Raw genomic sequence first — 19,276 nt, forward strand, 5'->3', positions numbered from 1 at the left:
ATGCAACTCAAGTCGCGACCAATTCAATTGAGTACCTAAACGCTGTGTAAGCTGTTTAAGTAATCGACTCTGTTTGACTTGGACAACAGGGCCTCGCAGCCTATACCACCAGCTAAAAATAAATAGCGATACCAGCACAATAACCAATAACACAATGGATTGACTCTCGTTCATTACAATAATATCCATAGCAAATAAAACTTAAGTGGGCCGCCTTTTACCAGAATGACCATACCACCCAACTTGCCGAATTGGTTTTTTCAACCAATATCTTACAGTGATCTCGGCTAGAAACAGCCCATATAAACCATATAAGCAACGTTTTATCAAACGAGTTTTAGCAGTGCTATGATGGGATTTATCCATCAATTCTTTAAAAATAATCTGATTAAATGCGTATTTTGCAGAGCTTTCATCCACTCTAGATAACACAATAAAATTGCTCAGAACCAAACGACGCAAGCGTTTTAGATTAGACAAGGGTGTCGCCCCCGATTGAAACTCCCCCACAGCCTGCTCAACAATAGCAATTTTATTCATAGGTTCGGCATCAATAAAAATATTAGCGAATGTAAGATAGGTATCATCACTAATAACCCCTGAATCGAATTGGTGATCAATTTTATCTAATTTAAACGCTAAATATGCTTGCGGATATTTATTAACCTTATTATGTGAATTTCGGATGCTACTCCATAGGGTTTGGCCTTTTTGCTCAATCAACACCTTACGGCAGCCTGCAAGATGGCAATCATCCGACTTAATTTTGTCCACCAACATACCCAAGCTTCCAGAAGACACTTTAATATCATCGTCACACCAACAGAAAAACAATGAGCCAGCTTGACGTGCCAATTCCACAGCAGTATTTATCGCATCAATTTTATTTGGATAATCCATACTAATGAGTAATGTAGTTAGGCCTACAATCGACTTCGATGCCAATAACCCTTGCAACAATTCAATGTAAATATCACTTTCATGCTGATGAGCAGGATGATATTGTGCAGCCACGACCAGCTGCACATCTGAGCAAATTTTCTTTTCTAGCACCAACTCGACTTCTGCAAACAAACTTTCAAGCGTTTTATACAAATCAATAAGACTATCGCTAGTAAGTAAACAAGGCACTAAAACAGTTAACTGTGCAGACTCAGCAACTCCTCCCCACTCTATTTGATAACCATTTTTCGGCGCATCATATTGATAAACTTCACCAATGACACGTCTAATTGTGTTTAACATGGCGATAACTCACCGAATAATTGTTGTTTAATAGCCTCAAGATGATGAACTTGCAAATAAGCCCATTCCATCTTAAACCAAGGAGTCACTTGCTGTTCATTAGCAGCAATAAAATCGGCGACACCATCAATATCAATATACTGATATGCAGCCACTTCATCGGTATTTGGTTTTGGCAAATCATCGCAAATAGCCCAAAACACGTGACACAACTCATGCTCATGACCAACATCCAAATATTTAGCGCGATACAAGAACTTATACAAGTATTCCACTGATGCCTCTAAGCCTAACTCCATTTGAACACGGCACTGAGCAGAATCTTTAATAGCAACACCCACTGACGGATGAGAACAACAAGAATTAGACCAACTTCCCGGCCAAAGTGGTTTTGGCGCAGCCCTTTGTTGCAATAACAACTGCCCTTGACGATTAAAAATAAATACCGAGTAAGCCCGATGTAATTGACCTTCACCCAAATGGGCCGCCAATTTACTCTGATGACCAATAACTTGATCATTTTCATCTACTAAAAGTAACTGAGGATTAATATCACTCATATTGATATTCTCCATAATCCTGAGTATAGAGGTTCTTGATAAACACACTCACACGCTCCTCAAGCTCAACTTGAGTATTTACTTTCGATTGATTGTGTATCACTCCGACATCAACACCAAGCGGCGTCAACTCCTTGGACAATTGTTCACTATCTTCCATCTTTACCACACGATAATTGTTATCATTCAAAGCCTCTCGAATTTCTTCAGGCAAAATCGCATATTGTGGAGTTAAGTGTTTAGTATGAGGATACAAATGAGGTAACATTTTTAAAGCAAAAACATCAAAACGCACCGCCCGCAATCCAGCCAAAATATCGGCTACTGTGGTTTCTAAACTAAGTTCCATTTGCATCATGGCCAACAACATATATTGGCAATTTTGAATTTGAATTTTGCCATTATCATTACGTCTACCAGCATCGATAATTTTATCTTTATAAAAAGAAACGACCCTATCCACCGGATTTCTAACCAGTTGCAATATAGGCCAACCTTCATCGAACAGCGCCTTAAATTGGGCCAAGTCAATCTCTTCAAGAGTTTGCGCGCACGTTAAGCTGGTATACATCACCTTTTTATTGGTCACCAACAATTGCCGTTGCTTTATACTTTTAAAAAAAGCCATCACATCATCCCTTAATTTTCAATGGTATTGATCACCTGTTCAACGCCCATAGACAGCACCGACTCTTTCACTGCCACCACACCGCCAAGAGCATCAATCACCAAATGATACAAGGCATCAATGTTTTCCATTCTCAGCTCTTGAGGATTAGGTGCCATAGCAGATTCAAATTGCTGGTGCACTTTAGGATCTATCGCTTTGAGTTGTCTTGCTGATTCGCGAAAGCCCTGTAGCCCCCAATGACAATGCAGACGAATAAAAGCATCAGCCAAATTAAGCAATAGTTTTGAACAAGCAAATTCAAAAAAGCCGGGATGATCTTTAACCTGATGGATTTTGCGATGCAGGCTTTCAATCACCAGCGCTTTTTCCCGTCTGGCATCATGAGGAAAGGTCTCATCAATAGACTTGGCAGTAATATCTATAGCGTATTGCTTTAGTTTTTCAGCTATGCCGTTTGGATCTGACACAATAGTGGCTTCCAACATATGTTTGATGGTAGGACCATGCCTTCGGCTAAGCAGTTCAAGTAAGAAATCTTCAGTCACATAACGAAATTCAAATTCCAACCCTTCATTAAACACTTTCTTTTTATATGAAATATCTTCGCCATCGCGTATCAAAATCAAATCAATATCGCTGCCAGATTTAAATCTGCCTTTAAAATATGAGCCGTAGCCCATCACAGCAAGCACTTCATCGTCTTGTTTAAGTTTTTCGATTTCTGCATCGAATTTTTGATTCACTAATTCTAAACCCATCTTCATTTTCCCTAAAGTTGGTTACTCGATGTTATTGCTTCTATAGTTACCACTTCGACCAATGAGTCGAGTATGGGTCTGCCGAACATGGCAATATTCTCTACCACCTTCGAATTATTTTGTTGTTTAGCCTTAGGATCGATTTTTGCCAGAATAGTAGATGTAGCCGGATAGATAATGCCATCAAAACCAGCCTGTTTAGCCAACACCGCAATTCTGCGAGTCAGAGGATAAGAAAAACGGCTAAACATAAATACCATATGCAAAGCTTTTTGCAGCGGTTCGGCTGCAATACAAGTCAAATCCAGCAATTTTAAATGTGACGTCGGGCGCAATGTCGCAACAAAAAGGCTATCATTTGCCGCCGCCCGGCACTCATGAATACATATCTGAAGATTTTGCGATGCATACATGACAGGCATGTTATCCGAATCAAGTCGTCCCGAACCCAACAATTCATCTGGAGGGCTATCATATTCTGCTGAATTTTGTGGCTGCTCTGGCGATACTCTTATACGGTAAAATTGATCTGATGGGGTTAAAACCCGAACCGGATAACTCTCTAACGCTCGCAGTAGTATCTGGGAATCAGTATTCTCCAAATAGGCATCATTAATGGCATTTTCAATGCACAATATATCCTGTTTCAGGGTTTTCCCCAGACTGCTTGACAACTTTTGCTGTTTATTGCGCTCTATATTCTTATCATTGTAATAAGCAGCCTTAGCTATTTCCCCGTGCAAAAAGCACTTATCAGCCAATTCAATAACCATAGCGCCACTTAAACAATGGCCTTCAGTCGAATCGCAATGAGGGCACCCAGCTAAATCAGCGACAAACAATTCCTCAACATATCTTTTCAAACCCGGATTGTTAAAACAATCAGAACACAATACAACAGCAGACATCCGCTATACCTTATAGCCTTGGCTCAACTGCCAATATTGATTCAACATGATCAGCACCTGAGCACTACAAAAAACGTCTTCATTTTTCTTGATTTTGACATTCGGATGAGGAAATACCCCACCATGCCAGCAACCGTTTTCACTTTGTTGGCTAAGCAACCATTTAAGGGCTTTTTGAACGTTAGGATCATCTAATTGAATGCCCGTCGCCAATAAAGTTTTTAGCCCCAATACCGTATGCAAAGACTCACTGATCTGATTTTCACCATCAGTTTGGCCACTAACCAGACGTCCATCACTTTGTTGCTCAGATAAAACAAAACGTTGCGCTTTAGCAAGATAACTATCAAAACGGCCATTATCATTTAAGCGCTGCAACAACTCGCAAATTGGAGCCATCAGATAAAACGGCGTTTCATAATATTGCCAATGTTGACCCCAAGTACCATTAGCCAACTGTCCTTCAGTTAAAAATGTCAGTGCTTGTAAAAAATATTTAGGCTCAGTATCAACCCTAAGCAAAGCCAACATGGCAAAAGCGGTGACACTAGGCAAGTGCTGTACATCTTCGCTTACCGCCGGATTTTCGATTCTCCAACGACCATCATTAAGTTGTTTCTCACAGATATATTGCGCTTGATTTATCACATCGGTGCGCTGAGGAAATTGGCGTTCTAGCAAGGTCTTTAATAATTGCAGATATTCACTGGAAGTCTCAATGCAATATAAATCCGTACGTTTTGCTGAGTCTGGCACCATACCATCATCAGTTTCGCTACTGGCCAAAAACGCCATAGCGGCACTTAGCACTGCATCATTTTGCAAACTTTCCTGCTCAGTCCACAAAGTGATAGCCATAGCCGCTTCAATAGTTTCCCAAACATCAAAAGTGCCGTAATTAGCAGCTGTAATTGCTCCATTGGCTTTTTGTTGCTGACGCAAATAAGCCAACCCTTGTTCGCAGGCATCTTTGAGTTGTGTTGTAGAAATTCCTGTTGTCATATGTATCCCTTTTAAAATTCCTTCAAACTAAAATCTTCATCATTAGGCGTATTGCGATAACACTCTTGGCTTAAGCCCGTTTTAATTTTCTTACGCAAATCGGCCATTTTCTGTTTATAAGCTGCACGTATAGGCGATTGATAGCCAGTCGTCTCATCGGTAGTCAACGACTTAGCTTGTTCTATTTTTACATAGAGAGGCTCACTTAAATTACGCACCTTTTTGCAATGTACAGCACGTAAGGTAAACTCATCGTCCGCACCAATTCGAGTAGAACCATCAAATCCACCTAAAGTGTCAAAACAGCTAAAGCGCACTAATTGAGAGGGTTGATAACTGATGTATTTAATCCCCACTTTATGGGCAAGATAAGGCATCTTATAAAACCGTTTAATGTAATAACTATCGCCTTTATCTAAATCCGACATGACTTCCATATAAGCAGAGCCAAGTATATCGATATTGCTGTCTCTCATCCCATCATATAAACGGTCTAAACGCATAGCCACACTGAAGTCATCAGCATCGTGAAAGGCCAAATATTCAGTATCCAACTGCTGGATAATGGCATTTTTCATCCGATAAGTACCAACATTTTTACTGGCACGAAACAAACGAATAGGATGTTTGCTTAGTTGTTTAGTTTTATCTAACTGCTGTTGCAACTGAGCAAAGACATCATCTGATGAGGCATCGTCCATTACCAATAATTGAATATCTTTAAGACACGTCAAAGACAATGACTCAATAGCCCTACTAATCAAATGAGGTTGATTATAATGAGGAATAGCAATACTGATACGGCTCATTCGTCACCACCAGATGAAGCAGACCACACAATTCGTTTTAACGGTTTGTCTATCAGCACTCTTAAAAGCAATTCAAAGGTCACTAACAAATAACCAAAATAGAGTAAAGACTTTACAACCAGTTGACGATTAAACTTCAAAGGCCGTGCAAACAATGGTGCAAACATAATATTGTGATAAATATATTTAGCTTTAGTCTTATCGAACTTATGCAATAAGATCATATGACTAAGACTGATACGGCGAAAACGAATTAACTTTTGTTTAAAATTCAAATCGGTCAAATAATAAATTTTGGCCGCTTCAATAACCTGTATTCCATTCATAGGTTGACCATCCAAACACAGATTGGCAAATGTTAGATAGCCATCATCACTGATATCTCTTTCATCAAAGTCATGCTCAACAGCATTGAGCTTAAACAGCACACAGCCTTGGGGTATTTATTTGGTTTAGTCCTTGGAAGTTTTAAGTAACGCTGCTCAATAAAATCTTGCGGATTTTTAACTTGAACATGCACTGGACCTACGATGCAATTGTGTCGCACATAAATACTACCAATTAATGTTTCCATAATATTGTCAGACAACAGCAAATCACCATCACACCAACCAAATAATTCACTTTGTTTTTCTTTAGCACATTTAATTGCTCTTTTGATCATAGCGATTTTATTGGCTTTATTTTGCTTTATCAGTGTCACATGTACATTAGATTTAGCCAATTTAGCGCATAAATCAGCAATGATTTGCTGGTATACACTTTGTTGCCAATTTCCCTGAATGCCTAAAATCAACTGAGCACTAGAGATCAACCCACTTTCAAGCTGTGAATTCAATTGTTCACACACTTGACAAACACAACGATAAAACGCGGCAATATTATCATTTGGCAATACCAAAGGTAGTAAAAAACTCAATTGGGCAGTATCACCTTCGCGGATGAATTCAACTTGAGCATCAAAACGGCCAAAATCAGCTTGCCAAGTTTTCCCAATGAGCTTACGCATTTGATTAAATAAAAAAGACATTGATTAGCTACTTCCACAGGCGGCCAGCAACATCCCCCACTGGCGGCAAATTTTCATTTGATAACGGATAGAGTGTGCAGGATGCCAACACAGCAGCGCCAATCTAACTAAATTAACCAAAAATCTGGCGAAAATTTTTAAGCTAAAAATGAAGCCACTGCGATTTTGATGAAAAATTTTGACATTAGTTTGGCCGACTCTAAAACTACGCTTACGCACCCAACTTTTAGTTGCTCTTAGTTGATCATAATCTTCATAAGCCAAAGCCTTACCCTCATAGGCAAACTTAGCACCTAAAGCTTTAGCCCGATGGAAAAAGTCGGTATCCTCACCACCTGAAATGCCAAATTGCAGATCGAACAATTGCCCGTGCATCTTTTGATAAATAGCCTTAGTTATCAAAATATTGCAAGAACTCAACGCCATTGAATCATGACTGCTCATCAATTGATGGCGATAGAAAAAAGGCACTTGACTCATCCAAGGTTCAACCTTAACTAAAAAGTTAGGAAGTGTATTACCCTGGACAATATCCGCTTCGCTTTGCAATTGACAATTAACCAACTGGTTAAGCCAATCACAATCTACTATTTCATCATCATCTACCATAGCAATGACACTAAAGTCATGTTCTTCAAATACCATCTGCAACAACATATTGCGAGCTACAGAAATATTGGCAGGCGCAACGGCACGAGTATGCAAAGTAAAACGATAATCGGCTAACCTGCCAGCCAACAAATTAACTGCTGATTGACTGTGATTATCATTGTCCACGACAAAAACACAAAATTGTGCAGAAAATTTCAGTTGATTAATTGAATCAAGCAAACGTAACAACGACTTTGGCCGTTGATAAGTTGGAATTCCTATGGCTACCTTATGCATCACAATACAACTAGCTATAAACTACCTTGGGACAAAGCAGCAGGCGCGTTGCCACTAATTAAACCAATACCATGCAGCAACAAATTATCACTGTGTTGATAGCTTTGATGTTTAGTCCATAAATAAACTCGGCTACCATGCTGTTGCGCTCTGGCAGCAAACTGTTCAGGCCACCCCCACAAGTATTCAGCAAATTCAGGTGACACAATAATGATGCGGTTTTTACACGAATTAGGATAAGACTCACTCCAACCAACCAGCGCGTAATCAATCAGACAAGTCTTTAAATCCCGTTGGGTAATACTGTTCACTTGCGGATTGAGGCTATGAATATAATCCACAACCTGAGCATTGCCGATATGTACAATTTGTTGCTGCATTTGAGGCTCTAAAGTATCGATAAACTCCAACAAAATACGCGATGCACGTTTAGCGGTGGTTTTTAGATTCAACCAGTAAGTAACATCTGGATCTGTAACTAAAGTCTCTAACAAAGCTATTCTTAATCCTTGATTGCGATAAGGAAAAGTTTTGCCGCCATCTAGGGTATAACCGTAGCCAGCATCTAAATCTTTTATTTGCTCCCAAGTCAATTGGTGAACTTTACCTTCACCATCAGTAGCACAGCTCAAGTCATTATCATGAAACGCCACCAAACGATTATCACGAGTTAACTGCACATTCAAATGAATATTACGTACACCGTTTTTGATTTGTTGCTCAACCGCCGCCAGCGTGTTTTCGATTAAACCACTTTCACTTGCCGTAATACTTTGAGCCATACAACCAGTTTGCTTGAGTTTAAGATAGTCCACCACCAAACCACCGCCACGATAAGCAACAACATCACCTTGGTGGCGCAATTGAAACTCAGGGCTTTTAAAAAAACCAACAATGACTGTACCAACCAATGCCAATATCAGCAGTATGTTAGCAAGCTTCTTCATCTTTGATCCTCGGAATATTTTTCATTAAAGCGCTGTTGCAACCAATTAAAGTTGTTAATGAAGCTAGCGTGATCTTCTCCTGTTGCACTACATTGACGATAAAACTCTATACCTTCAACACAACCCCGTGCAACCCATTGCGCATATTCAACATCCTCTTTAACATTGGACCACTGTCCTAAGCGTTGTTGACGTATAAATTCTTCCCGCACTCGCTTTCGCGGCACACTCAATTTAACCGACTCGCGAAACGCTGCACGCCACGCATGAAAAGCGCTAGCATTAATAATAGTGGTAGAAGCAACCACATCCACTGGCTTGTATCGCTTACTTAGCGACATTGTCATATCGCCCCAAAACTCATCGACCGTAGCAAAAACTCGTTTATTAAACAGTTTTACCCCACCATTGCCATAACACAACCCATTGACCGAATTGATACAACGCCAAACATAAGTGGTGTCGTCACACAACTGTGATTCAGGTAAGGCAAAATCAAACTCAGAATGAATTTTATTATCACCATCAACAACAAAAAACCACTCACCACTAACCGCTTGAGCTGCTAATTTATGCGCATTGAGAATACCATCAACACCATGAACCCGCTTAACTTTTGGAAAACGTCTGCGTAAATTTAGCCAGTTATCCTCAGCACACAGCTCATCATATGAAATAAAAACAATATCGTACTGCATCATAATTCTCGCAATAAACTAGCCAAGGCATGAGATTGCTTGCCTTGGTTAAATAATTGACTAACTTTAGCTACAGCCTGTTGCCCAATATGAAGACGCATATCAGATGTAAAATTAGCTATTAGTTCAATCTTCAACGAAAGCCCTTCAATATCACCTTCTGCAACCAAAAAACCATTCTCACCATCATCGACCAACTCACCAATCCCCGAATGAAAACTCGACAACACAACTTTTTTCATGGCCATAGCTTCCATCAACACTACTGGCACCCCTTCCATATCACCGTTATCCGCAGTCTTAGAAGGCAACAACAAAACATCAGTTTGCGCCATAAGCTGCAAAGTTTTGTGATGGGCCAAAGCACCGTGTAATGTCACTCGATCCTCAAGTTCTAGTTCTCTAACCGAATTTTCACAAATTAGGTTTAACTCGCCATCACCGACAATATCAAAATGAAAATTGACTCGATTAGAAACTCTGGCCAAAGCTTCAAGAGCATCCAGTATCCCCTTCTTTTGAGTCAGGCGACCAACAAACAGGACACGCAATAACCCCGCATCCATTTTATGGTACTCAGCCAATTGAGCTAGTTGTTCAATATTCACTCCCATATGCATAACATCAACTTTCTCTCGCGCACAGCCCAAAGACGTGATCTTATCTTGCATAAAACGGCAGACCGATAACACCTTATCCGCTTGAGTAAATAACTTATGATAATGTGGTGTTAAATCTTTAAACGCTGGAAGCTTAGTAAGTTCATAGGCATGTAAAACACTAACTAACGGCCCTTGTATATAGCCAAACTGCTTTAACTGTGCCGCCATAACGCCTGCTCCCCCAAAATGAGTGATGACAATCTCATCAGCTGCAATACGCTTAGGACCTGAAACAATTTTATACAGTAACTTAGTGCGGTAATGTTTAGCATTTAAATTATCCCAGCGCTGTTTAAACTTACCTTGAGAATAAGGGTGTAATAACCAACGAAGCATACGCCCTTTTGAATAAACTAAATCTTGCTCACCAATAACATCGACTTCACACCGAGCCAACAGCGGATGCTCGTTAGCCAAATCCACATGATTACTCTGTTCTGAACAAGCTACTGTGACCACTCGAACGCTAATCCCCTGCTGCAACAAACCCAATATTTCTTGGCGAATAAAGGTTTCACTCAGCTCCGGAAATCTTTCGAGAAAATAGACTATTTTCATCCGTTTAAACCAAATTTATCCAGCCTTTAACCGACGCTCTGGTAAATCTGTCGCAACACCGTGTAAAACTGGACACATGATCGAATCGGCTATATCAACATAAAAATTCGGTTGTGGCGGCTCGTTTGTAACATGAATAGGATCGCTAAACAGCAACTTGTTATGCTCAAAACGCAAATGCAATACAAAAGTTTTACGGGTACGACCTGAGAGTAAATTATCAGTGGCATGGATCAAACGACTATCATGAAAAGTCACATCACCACGCTTAGATAGATATTCCACCACATTCCACTTAATACCTGTCTTTTGGGCAAACTGCTGTCCCAATTCATCCAACGGTTTACGGAAACTGAATCCAGACACTTCGCGCTTATTCAGCGGCTCAAGTCGGTGAGAATTTTCAACATAAAGAATTGGCGCATCATCACTGTTAACATCTTCAAGAGCGATATGAGCTGTAATCCAGTGACCACTAAACAAATGTTTACCGTATTGACCGTCTTGATGCCAACTTATGTTGTACTCTAAACCTTCACCGGGCACTTTGTTAACCAAGTGAATAAAAAATGCCTGAGCAAAATCACTATTCATCAAGCGACTAGACAATACCCCAATCCCAGCTTCCATCAATAAACCAACCAAAGCAGGATCTGCCACAGTAGGATAAGAAACACGAGTAAGGTATTTTTCTGAATCTTTCGGAGGGTGAGTACGACGAGGTGGCGGATTACCACTAACATATTCACCAGCCATAATACGGTCATAACAAGCCTCTAGCTTATCTAGCATTTGCTCGTTAAGTAGCCCTTCAAATTTTACCAAGCCAGTATCATTCAATTGCTTTTGATGAGCAGACATATCATAGTATTTATCAAACACGGTTTAGTTCCTCAAATGTTTGTTTAGGCGCAGCAAAACCGACCAAATCAGTAGCAACACCATGAATTACCGGACACATCAATTGATCGGCAAAGTCCAAGTAATAACTAGTTTGTGGCGGATTATTCCGAATTAAAAACGGTTCGTTGATCACCAACGGGTTATGGCTAGTACGCATATGAATACTAAAGGTCTTACGGGTTTTACCACTGCGTAGATTGTCCGAAGCGTGAATTAAACGACTGTGATGAAAATTAACATCACCGCGCTTAGAAGTATGATACTTAACCTTCCAAGGTACATTTAAACGCTCAGCTAATACCAAGCCATGCTCATACAAATCAGCCTTAAAGGCCTGCCCAGTAATTTGTCCTTTATGTAAACCTTGTTTGAAAGTCGGCAAATGATGTGAATCTTCAATATACAATACTGGCGCATCATCTTCATTAACATCAGATAAAGTAATGTGAGCGGTGATCCAATCTCCTTCAAATAACCAAGGAGAATATTGTCCATCTTGATGCCAGCCGATATTAAACTCAGGCCCCTCGCCGGGCACCTTATTAATCAATTGAATACCCCAAGCCTGAACAAAATCACTCTCGCTTAATGCATTGGCCACAACCCCAATTCCAGCTTCCATTAATAAGCTGACCATTTGCGGATCTGCAATTGCCGGACAAGAAATTCTGGTCAAATTATCGTATGAGTCATTTGGCATATGAGTGCGATTAGTCGGTGGTACACCTGTTAGATAATTACCTTCAATAATACGGTCAAAACAAGCTTCAAGTCTTTCAAGCAAATCTTCACCTATTAATTTTTCGAAACCAACAACACCATTATCTAGATAATGTTGCCGCTTTTGATTAAAATCATATTCGCACTCAAACAAAATGCCCCCTCCTTGCAATCAAATCACCAAATACATAAACATCAACATCTCTGTCGGCAAAATCATTGATTACATCTTCTGGTGTCAAACAAATTGGCTTGCCACGACCATTAAGAGAAGTATTAATCAACGCCCCAACACCACTAAACTTTTCATATGCTAGTAATAACTCATGAACTTTAGCATTATCTGTTGAGCTAACGATTTGCAAACGCGACGTGCCGTCAACATGAGTAGCCTCTGGGATTAAGTCCGAGTCAATATCATAATTAAACAACATATATTTTGACGGAAATATATCATTGGTGATTTTAGCCAAAGACTCTTCAGCAACTATCGCCGCTAAAGGGCGATACCATTCACGAGACTTAACCATATGATTGAGTCTATCTTTCATTCCATGAGCCTGACAACTTGCAAATAATGAACGATTACCCAAAGCTCTTGGTCCCATCTCAGATTTACCCTGATACCAAGCAACAACCTCATGATTGTGTAGATATTTTGCTAATTTTTGCGCTGTATAGTCCTCGACAATAAAACCTTGCTTTTCAAGCCAGTCACGCTCAACTGTATAGCTTTCACCACAGCTATATACAGACACAGGCTCAAGTAAATGACCTTTCAATTGTAACTGGGCAAATATCGCCGCTCCCAAACTTTGACCTGAGTCATTGCAAACAGGAGGTACAGAATAACGTTCACCATAGCGCTGCCACAGCAGAGTATTCACCATAAGATTCAATGCGCAACCACCAGACATGGAAACTGAAAGGTCCTCATCAGTAACAATGTGACTAACATGCTCAACCACTGTCTGAGCGAACAATTGTTGTAAAGTCGCCGCCAAATTAGCCTTAACTTTAAACGTCGGTTGCCCTATATATTGTTTAAACAACTTAGCTAAAAACTTAGGTCTTTCAACTACTGAATAATCATAAAGATTATGTGGTGCAGCCAAAATCATCTCAGCATATCTCGGTTCATATTCACCATATGCCGCCATACCCATCACTTTGCCTGCAGCTGAAGGAGATTTTTCTATGCCCATCATAACCGCAAGAGAAGTCCAACCCATACCAGAGCCAAACCAAGGCAATTCATTGCAATGAGTAATAGTTAATTGTTTGCCATCACGACGAACCACACAATTACGTGAAAAATGCCCCCGCCCTTCATTAACAAAACACAGCTGTTTTTCCGCAGGTTTAGCATATTGAAAGCCAACCATTGCATGGCACATTTCATGGGCAACAACAAAACATTTAACTGACTTACCTGTAATCAGAGTTTTAGACTCAAAATAGAAGTTATGCTGGTCAATACCTTGATTCAACGTTTCAAAATCATCGATTTTTGCGACTTTATTGCTAACGTGAGTACTAAAAGACACCACATCGACCCTTTGCAACAAATCGGCCTTATGCTCTTTTAGATAATCCAGGGTAGTTTGAATTTTTCCATCGTGTTTGACCCGAGATAATCGCTCGGTTTCAATCGACCAAATCAATTTTCCATTTTCAACAAAGCTAACAGCCGAGTCATGACCTATTGAGTGAACCCCCATAATCAACATGATGCTGCTTCCTGCGCTTGTTTGGCCGCAACCCATTGTTCATGCATCATTGCTAATAAACGCACAGTCCGATTAGTGGTCAGGCGCAAAGCTCCAAACTCCTCAATATACATTTGACTAATCTGTTCGATATTGAGCTTTTGCAACAGCAACACCAAATCCTCTGGTGAAGTAACAACTTTGTCAGTCAACTGAGCATCAACAAACATATTCATCATTGCCTTAGCGCTATCTGTCATCTCAACTTGATGCTCAGACATTTTAGCTTCAAGACCAGCAATCAGTTGAACCTTGCACTGACCTATTTGCCCAAGAACTTTTTGCTCTTCGGTAGGTAGTTGTAACCACGCTAAGTTAGGCCTTAAATTAATCGAATCACCAGCCAAATACTTCAATACATTGGTTCTTAGTTCACAATAAGCCTGTGGCGAGTCAACCAACTCAGCAATCTTGTTGTAAATATCTTTCCAATCATCTCCGATACAACCAAGTTGATGCTGCTCAAGGTACTGTGCTCCCCACTCTTCCATTGGCAATCCAGAACGTAAACCCAACACAGGTTGCTTACCAAGTACAGCTTCGATCAATGTATTAATACTACCTTTACCAACATACACAGTGCCTTTTTTACCAAGTTCGGCCACTAAAGCTAAAAAATCCTTTTGTTGCAGACCATCAAGGACTTTTGCACGGCCCGGATAATCACGGGCGCTTTGTTCAGCTACCGCCAGCTCTTCAGCATCATTGATCACAATATAATGAAGGTTTAAATTGGTGTTTTTCAACAACTCCTGATACAACAATGTATATTTACGCCCACCGCGATTACTTACCAAAATCACATCTGTCAATTCACTAACTTGCTGCGTATCAGCTAAATTTTCCATTTGCACCGAAGAGATATAACCAAAATCATGAATTTGTTTTGCAGGCACTTTCACTATATCGCGCAGATATTCAGTTGCAGCAGGTAAACGAGTCAGATATTTCATACCGCTATCAATTGCACTACGGTGAACATCCATACTAAAGTGACCGTGATTAGTCACATAGTTATATAATTGTTCCGGCATTTTCTTAATTTTCTGGGCTGCTAACATACGAGCCACCACACCTTTAGTGCAGATAACGGTCGTAGGTTTACGCTGTTCAATCGCCTCAAGCAAAGGCAAATATTCAGAAAAATCTTGCTCTTCGGTTTGCTTAGCCACCCTATGATCTAAACGGGTAACAATATTCAAATAATTATCAAATACTTCATCACTATTAGCGGCACTCTTTACCGCCATCTTAATGTCTTGACCCACTTGAACAAAATTGTCAATATAATCATCACCAGCAATCAAATCCACAAGCTGACCCGAGGTCTTAGTCAAAAACGCCTGCAACTGTTTAGCAGCCAGAAAATTCCCAAATTCTCCCCAGGACTTCATACATACAATTAAAATCATCCTCAAGTCCTCTTATTGTGCATTCATAGTAGTAGTAATGTAATCAACTATATCCAAACGAATTTGAGCAAATTGCTGCTGACAATCTTGACTCCATATGCTTTCAAGCAGTTTGCTCAAAGTACTGTATTCCCTATCAAGAACTTGCAAAGCAGCATTAATGCGGATTTGAACGTCAGATTTAGATTGCTCAAAAGTCGCCTTATCCATAACTTCAAAAATAATATTCTCACCTTGGATTTCGACATCTTTAGTAAAATCAATGGCATCATCAATCAAACAACAAATACGACCGAAATAACGGGTCGCTTCAATGAGGTTATGGTCATTTTGTTGTGGTAAAGCATCAACAAAATCTCTGGCAATCATCGCGAAGAAACTACCGATGCGGTCAGTAGAAACATATTCGTCACCATTTTCCCCCTTTGCTTGGGCTATTTTACTTTGAATAATGGAGTCGTAGAGTCCTTTACAAGTCTGCTTAATATTATCTAAACGACTTTTCTCACCGCAGCTTCTTTCAGCAATTGCTAACATCATGATGTAAAAGACATACATATCTTTATCGCCGACCCTTTCGTCGCCATCAATAAAGTCGTCGGCGATACTAGTAGACAAGCTAAACAGTAAACTTTGCATCACACTTTCAATGCGCTCAGGCCATTGCTCTTGAGGAATATCGCAAACACGAAATAAAAACCAAATTGATGGGTATCCCATGCACTTTGACGAAAAGTATTGAGCCGACTGACCCAATACAGAACTAATAAGAGGGCCGTATTCTTGCAAATGCTCACAAACCTGTTGAGATACTTGATTGCGGACAGGTGTCGCATCCAAGATGCGCTCAAGCGCATCAGAAACATATTTATCCATGGACTATTCCTTATTATCAATGACAAATTAAACGATATACGGGAAGAAAATTCCAAACACATACTCATAGAGTTTTACCCCTTCAAGGGTAATAAAGGCTTGAGTTGAATTACCATGAACTAACTTAAAGTCTTTCATATCCACAATATCAATAATCACTTCAGCACGACCATCCTTTACTCCCATAATGGTTTTAACCTTTCCTTTAATAGAACCATACTTAAGATAATTATATGCGCTGAGTTTAACTTCAACCTCTTTACCCAAGGCGATATCGAGAATGTGCTTTTCATCGACATAACCTTTGGTAACAAAGTGCTGTCCTTCAGGGTAGATGGTGTAAACCAATTCGCCTTTTCTATATTGGGTTTTGCGAATGCCATTGAGACTTTCAAACTCAACTCGGCCATCAACTTCAGCCTTGCCCTGCAAGCGGTTATGATTTTTTTCCAATTGCGCTAACTCTAATTCTTTAAGTTTTAGGCTATCGGCAAACACTTTAGCTTCGTTTTCCAATACAGATAAAGTCACCGCCATATCGCGCTGACGGGTTAAACCTATCTGTTGTTGGCTTTGTTGATTTTTTAATTGCGCCAATTTCAGCTGTTGTTGATGAATATCTTGCTCCATCTCAATGATTTCCGCTCGCTTATGGAATAAATCCTGTTGATAGCGGATTTTGCGGTCTTTAGAGATATGACTTAAATTAGTCACTCCTTCGACAAAGGTCGATTGCTTAAGATAATCCTTATTAAGTAAAGTCAATTCTTGCTTCAACCTAACCAGCAGGTCTTCGATCATGATAATCTCAGCCTTTATACTTTTGACTTCAACCTCTTCAAACTGACTGAGCATAGCCACCGAACTTCGAGTTTGCTCTATTTTCTGCTTTAAAGCCTGCGCTTGCACTTGATCGCGGATCTCTTCTTGCCGAAGCAAAACCAACTGATCCTTAAGCTGAATATTTTCCGCTTGGTACATAGACATATCGGACACCACTTTACTCCCATCAGGCACCTGATATTGATCAATAATAATATCTCGCTCAGCATAATGAAGGACAGGTTCGGGAACGATATAAATAAACGCTTCTTCCAGCACCACTCGCAATTGAATCGTTACCGCCAATGACGCCACTAATGCAATAGAAAATAACCAAAAAGTCACTTTTAACAACTTAGAGCGAGCTTTTCTCAATTCACCGTGAATATTGTCATTGACCTCATGCATATGCCACATCCTTGCGTTTATCAGTCTGTTTACTATCCGACAGACGTTTAGTTAACGTCAGAAGTTCACTGCGTTCACTATCAATAGTAAAATCATGGGCAACATAAAGAATGATACAGTTTGTTTTCTGATTAATAAGCTCACCAACAATCTTACTAGTGTGCTTATCTAAACCACGAAACACCTCATCAAACACCAATATAGGCTTATTCGACAAATACACCCTCAAAAACAAGATAATCTGTCTTTGTCCCTCAGAAAAAGGATTCACCCTATCACTAATTTGCGTATGCAATTGCTCCGGCAAAGCTGCAATTACAGACCATAGACCTATTTTCTTAAGTAAATCAACGACCGTTTCTTGTTCGATTGCTTGGCCTAAAGTAATGTTTTCCCACAGCGTAGTAGTAAACAGAATGTCATGGGGAAAGTACGCCGCACAATGGTTAATACGACGGTTTGAGTTAACCAAACGCTCGCCAATTTTAAAAGAAAATTCGCCATCAATGGGGTCAAACAAACCGACCAACGACTTACAAAAAGTCGTTTTACCTGCACCATTAGCACCAACCAATTTATAAATTCGATTAAGTTTAAAGGTAGTATCAGGTACATCACAAACAGCCTTACCATTAACCCCAACCTTAAGACCACAAACACTTACTTGCTCAATTGGCTGACATTCAACAGGTTTATCATTCAACTCCTTTTCATTGATACTGACACTATCCAAAAACTCCCGATAACGCTTTAGAGTTATACTAGTGCGCTTCAATTGCATAAAAGACATCAATATTTGCATTGTGGTTTTCATCGAAATTTCAGAAAATGCCATTAAAGTCAACATTTCACCTAAAGTGAACTTATTTAAAGACAAAATACTTATCACCACAATTGCTCGGATAGCAATACTGCTAACAGTACGGACGACAGAAGTACTAGTTTGAATTTTTTGCTGTAAAAATGACACATCCCGCTCACGATTGAGAAAATCCTCCATACGAGCAGTACATCGTTTAAAGACTTGACTTTTATAATTATTAGCGCGGATAGTTTCCCGCCCATCAACAATATCATCGACTACAGACAAAAAATCTGATTTAATTTGAAAACGCTGGGTTTCATACTCAACAGTCTTAGGAACGGCTTTAAGGTAGATCACCACCAACAACCCCAAACTGATAGCCATCACCAAACCTATCAGAGGGCTCATATACAAAATAATCGAACTAAGAACAAAGATGGTCAAAAAGCTAACGGCGATATCAACTTGCAAAGTTAAATAATACTTTTTGATATTCTGAGCATCATAAATCCTCTGAATCAAACTGCCCTTCTTATAACTGTTTAATTCAGGGATTTTGGCCGTAAGTAAGGCCACCAAATACTTATCTAAATGATGGTAATCGAGAAATTTTTCTAACACCACTCGATAACTTCTAGACAAATACCCGATAGTCAAATTTAGAGTTTCGTAGCAAGCATAAAACATTAAGAAGATTAGCAAAAATCGCATATCCCCCGACGGAATAACGCTATCGATAAGATACTGGGTAAAAAACGCCGTAAACGAGCCAATTAAACTAATTAGCAAAGCGAAAACAAACAATACCCGAATATGTTTGGAGTAAGAAAAACTAAGTTTTAAACGTTTAAAAAGCATAGACAAA

General features: G+C 39.7%; 20 protein-coding genes. All 20 read right to left on the reverse strand.

Going from position 1 to position 19,276, the window contains the following annotated elements; genetic code table 11:
- Positions 1-201: 201 nt before the first annotated feature.
- A complete protein-coding gene (locus GSF13_RS18315; protein ID WP_206473388.1) occupies positions 202-1,245 on the reverse strand; it encodes a hypothetical protein in 1,044 nt (347 codons plus the stop codon).
- Positions 1,239-1,805, reverse strand: a complete 567-nt coding sequence (gene idi / locus GSF13_RS18320; RefSeq protein ID WP_010606658.1) for an isopentenyl-diphosphate Delta-isomerase — start codon at positions 1,803-1,805, stop codon at positions 1,239-1,241. The genes GSF13_RS18315 and idi overlap by 7 nt, the downstream gene beginning before the upstream one ends.
- On the reverse strand, positions 1,798-2,433 hold the full coding sequence (locus tag GSF13_RS18325; RefSeq protein WP_102057198.1) for a sulfotransferase family 2 domain-containing protein: 636 nt from the start codon (positions 2,431-2,433) through the stop codon (positions 1,798-1,800). The genes idi and GSF13_RS18325 overlap by 8 nt, the downstream gene beginning before the upstream one ends.
- 11 nt (positions 2,434-2,444) lie before the next feature.
- Positions 2,445-3,194, reverse strand: a complete 750-nt coding sequence (locus GSF13_RS18330) for a nucleotidyltransferase domain-containing protein (RefSeq protein WP_010606656.1) — start codon at positions 3,192-3,194, stop codon at positions 2,445-2,447.
- A gap of 11 nt (positions 3,195-3,205) precedes the next feature.
- On the reverse strand, positions 3,206-4,102 hold the full coding sequence (locus GSF13_RS18335; protein ID WP_010606655.1) for an RES family NAD+ phosphorylase: 897 nt from the start codon (positions 4,100-4,102) through the stop codon (positions 3,206-3,208).
- Positions 4,103-4,105: 3 nt separating this feature from the next.
- A complete protein-coding gene (locus GSF13_RS18340; RefSeq protein WP_206473381.1) occupies positions 4,106-5,104 on the reverse strand; it encodes a terpene cyclase/mutase family protein in 999 nt (332 codons plus the stop codon).
- Positions 5,105-5,115: 11 nt separating this feature from the next.
- Positions 5,116-5,913, reverse strand: coding sequence for a glycosyltransferase family A protein (locus GSF13_RS18345; protein WP_010606653.1), 798 nt, complete (start codon positions 5,911-5,913; stop codon positions 5,116-5,118).
- On the reverse strand, positions 5,910-6,341 hold the full coding sequence (locus GSF13_RS18350; protein WP_211866617.1) for a hypothetical protein: 432 nt from the start codon (positions 6,339-6,341) through the stop codon (positions 5,910-5,912). The genes GSF13_RS18345 and GSF13_RS18350 overlap by 4 nt, the downstream gene beginning before the upstream one ends.
- Positions 6,272-6,943 (reverse strand): hypothetical protein, encoded by a 672-nt coding sequence (locus tag GSF13_RS18355; protein ID WP_211866619.1) that lies wholly within the window; start codon positions 6,941-6,943, stop codon positions 6,272-6,274. Before GSF13_RS18355 ends, GSF13_RS18350 begins: the two co-directional genes overlap by 70 nt.
- A 3-nt stretch (positions 6,944-6,946) precedes the next feature.
- Positions 6,947-7,774, reverse strand: coding sequence for a glycosyltransferase family 2 protein (locus GSF13_RS18360; RefSeq protein WP_249122701.1), 828 nt, complete (start codon positions 7,772-7,774; stop codon positions 6,947-6,949).
- Between the two features lie 71 nt (positions 7,775-7,845).
- Positions 7,846-8,778 carry a glycerophosphodiester phosphodiesterase family protein gene (locus tag GSF13_RS18365; protein ID WP_010606650.1) on the reverse strand — a complete coding sequence of 311 codons (933 nt, stop codon included), beginning with the start codon at positions 8,776-8,778 and terminating at the stop codon, positions 7,846-7,848.
- Positions 8,775-9,479 (reverse strand): hypothetical protein, encoded by a 705-nt coding sequence (locus GSF13_RS18370; protein ID WP_010606649.1) that lies wholly within the window; start codon positions 9,477-9,479, stop codon positions 8,775-8,777. Before GSF13_RS18370 ends, GSF13_RS18365 begins: the two co-directional genes overlap by 4 nt.
- The gene (locus GSF13_RS18375) at positions 9,476-10,696 is read right to left on the reverse strand and encodes a glycosyltransferase (RefSeq protein ID WP_102057203.1); all 1,221 of its coding nucleotides are present in this window, start codon (positions 10,694-10,696) and stop codon (positions 9,476-9,478) included. The genes GSF13_RS18370 and GSF13_RS18375 overlap by 4 nt, the downstream gene beginning before the upstream one ends.
- 15 nt (positions 10,697-10,711) lie before the next feature.
- The gene (locus GSF13_RS18380) at positions 10,712-11,578 is read right to left on the reverse strand and encodes a phytanoyl-CoA dioxygenase family protein (protein WP_102057204.1); all 867 of its coding nucleotides are present in this window, start codon (positions 11,576-11,578) and stop codon (positions 10,712-10,714) included.
- Positions 11,571-12,473: a phytanoyl-CoA dioxygenase family protein gene (locus tag GSF13_RS18385; RefSeq protein WP_206473378.1), complete on the reverse strand. Its 903-nt coding sequence runs from the start codon at positions 12,471-12,473 to the stop codon at positions 11,571-11,573. Before GSF13_RS18385 ends, GSF13_RS18380 begins: the two co-directional genes overlap by 8 nt.
- The gene (locus GSF13_RS18390) at positions 12,466-14,049 is read right to left on the reverse strand and encodes a carbamoyltransferase C-terminal domain-containing protein (RefSeq protein WP_211866623.1); all 1,584 of its coding nucleotides are present in this window, start codon (positions 14,047-14,049) and stop codon (positions 12,466-12,468) included. Before GSF13_RS18390 ends, GSF13_RS18385 begins: the two co-directional genes overlap by 8 nt.
- Positions 14,043-15,500, reverse strand: coding sequence for a hypothetical protein (locus GSF13_RS18395; RefSeq protein ID WP_211866625.1), 1,458 nt, complete (start codon positions 15,498-15,500; stop codon positions 14,043-14,045). Before GSF13_RS18395 ends, GSF13_RS18390 begins: the two co-directional genes overlap by 7 nt.
- Positions 15,501-15,512: 12 nt before the next feature.
- A complete protein-coding gene (locus GSF13_RS18400; RefSeq protein ID WP_102057208.1) occupies positions 15,513-16,376 on the reverse strand; it encodes a hypothetical protein in 864 nt (287 codons plus the stop codon).
- 27 nt (positions 16,377-16,403) lie between these two features.
- Positions 16,404-17,606: a hypothetical protein gene (locus GSF13_RS18405; RefSeq protein WP_010606642.1), complete on the reverse strand. Its 1,203-nt coding sequence runs from the start codon at positions 17,604-17,606 to the stop codon at positions 16,404-16,406.
- Complete coding sequence (locus tag GSF13_RS18410; RefSeq protein ID WP_102057209.1) at positions 17,599-19,269, reverse strand: ABC transporter ATP-binding protein; 1,671 nt, start codon at positions 19,267-19,269, stop codon at positions 17,599-17,601. The genes GSF13_RS18405 and GSF13_RS18410 overlap by 8 nt, the downstream gene beginning before the upstream one ends.
- Positions 19,270-19,276 lie beyond the last annotated feature (7 nt).

The organism is Pseudoalteromonas sp. M8 (assembly GCF_018141365.1).
In the GTDB taxonomy this organism is placed as follows: domain Bacteria; phylum Pseudomonadota; class Gammaproteobacteria; order Enterobacterales; family Alteromonadaceae; genus Pseudoalteromonas.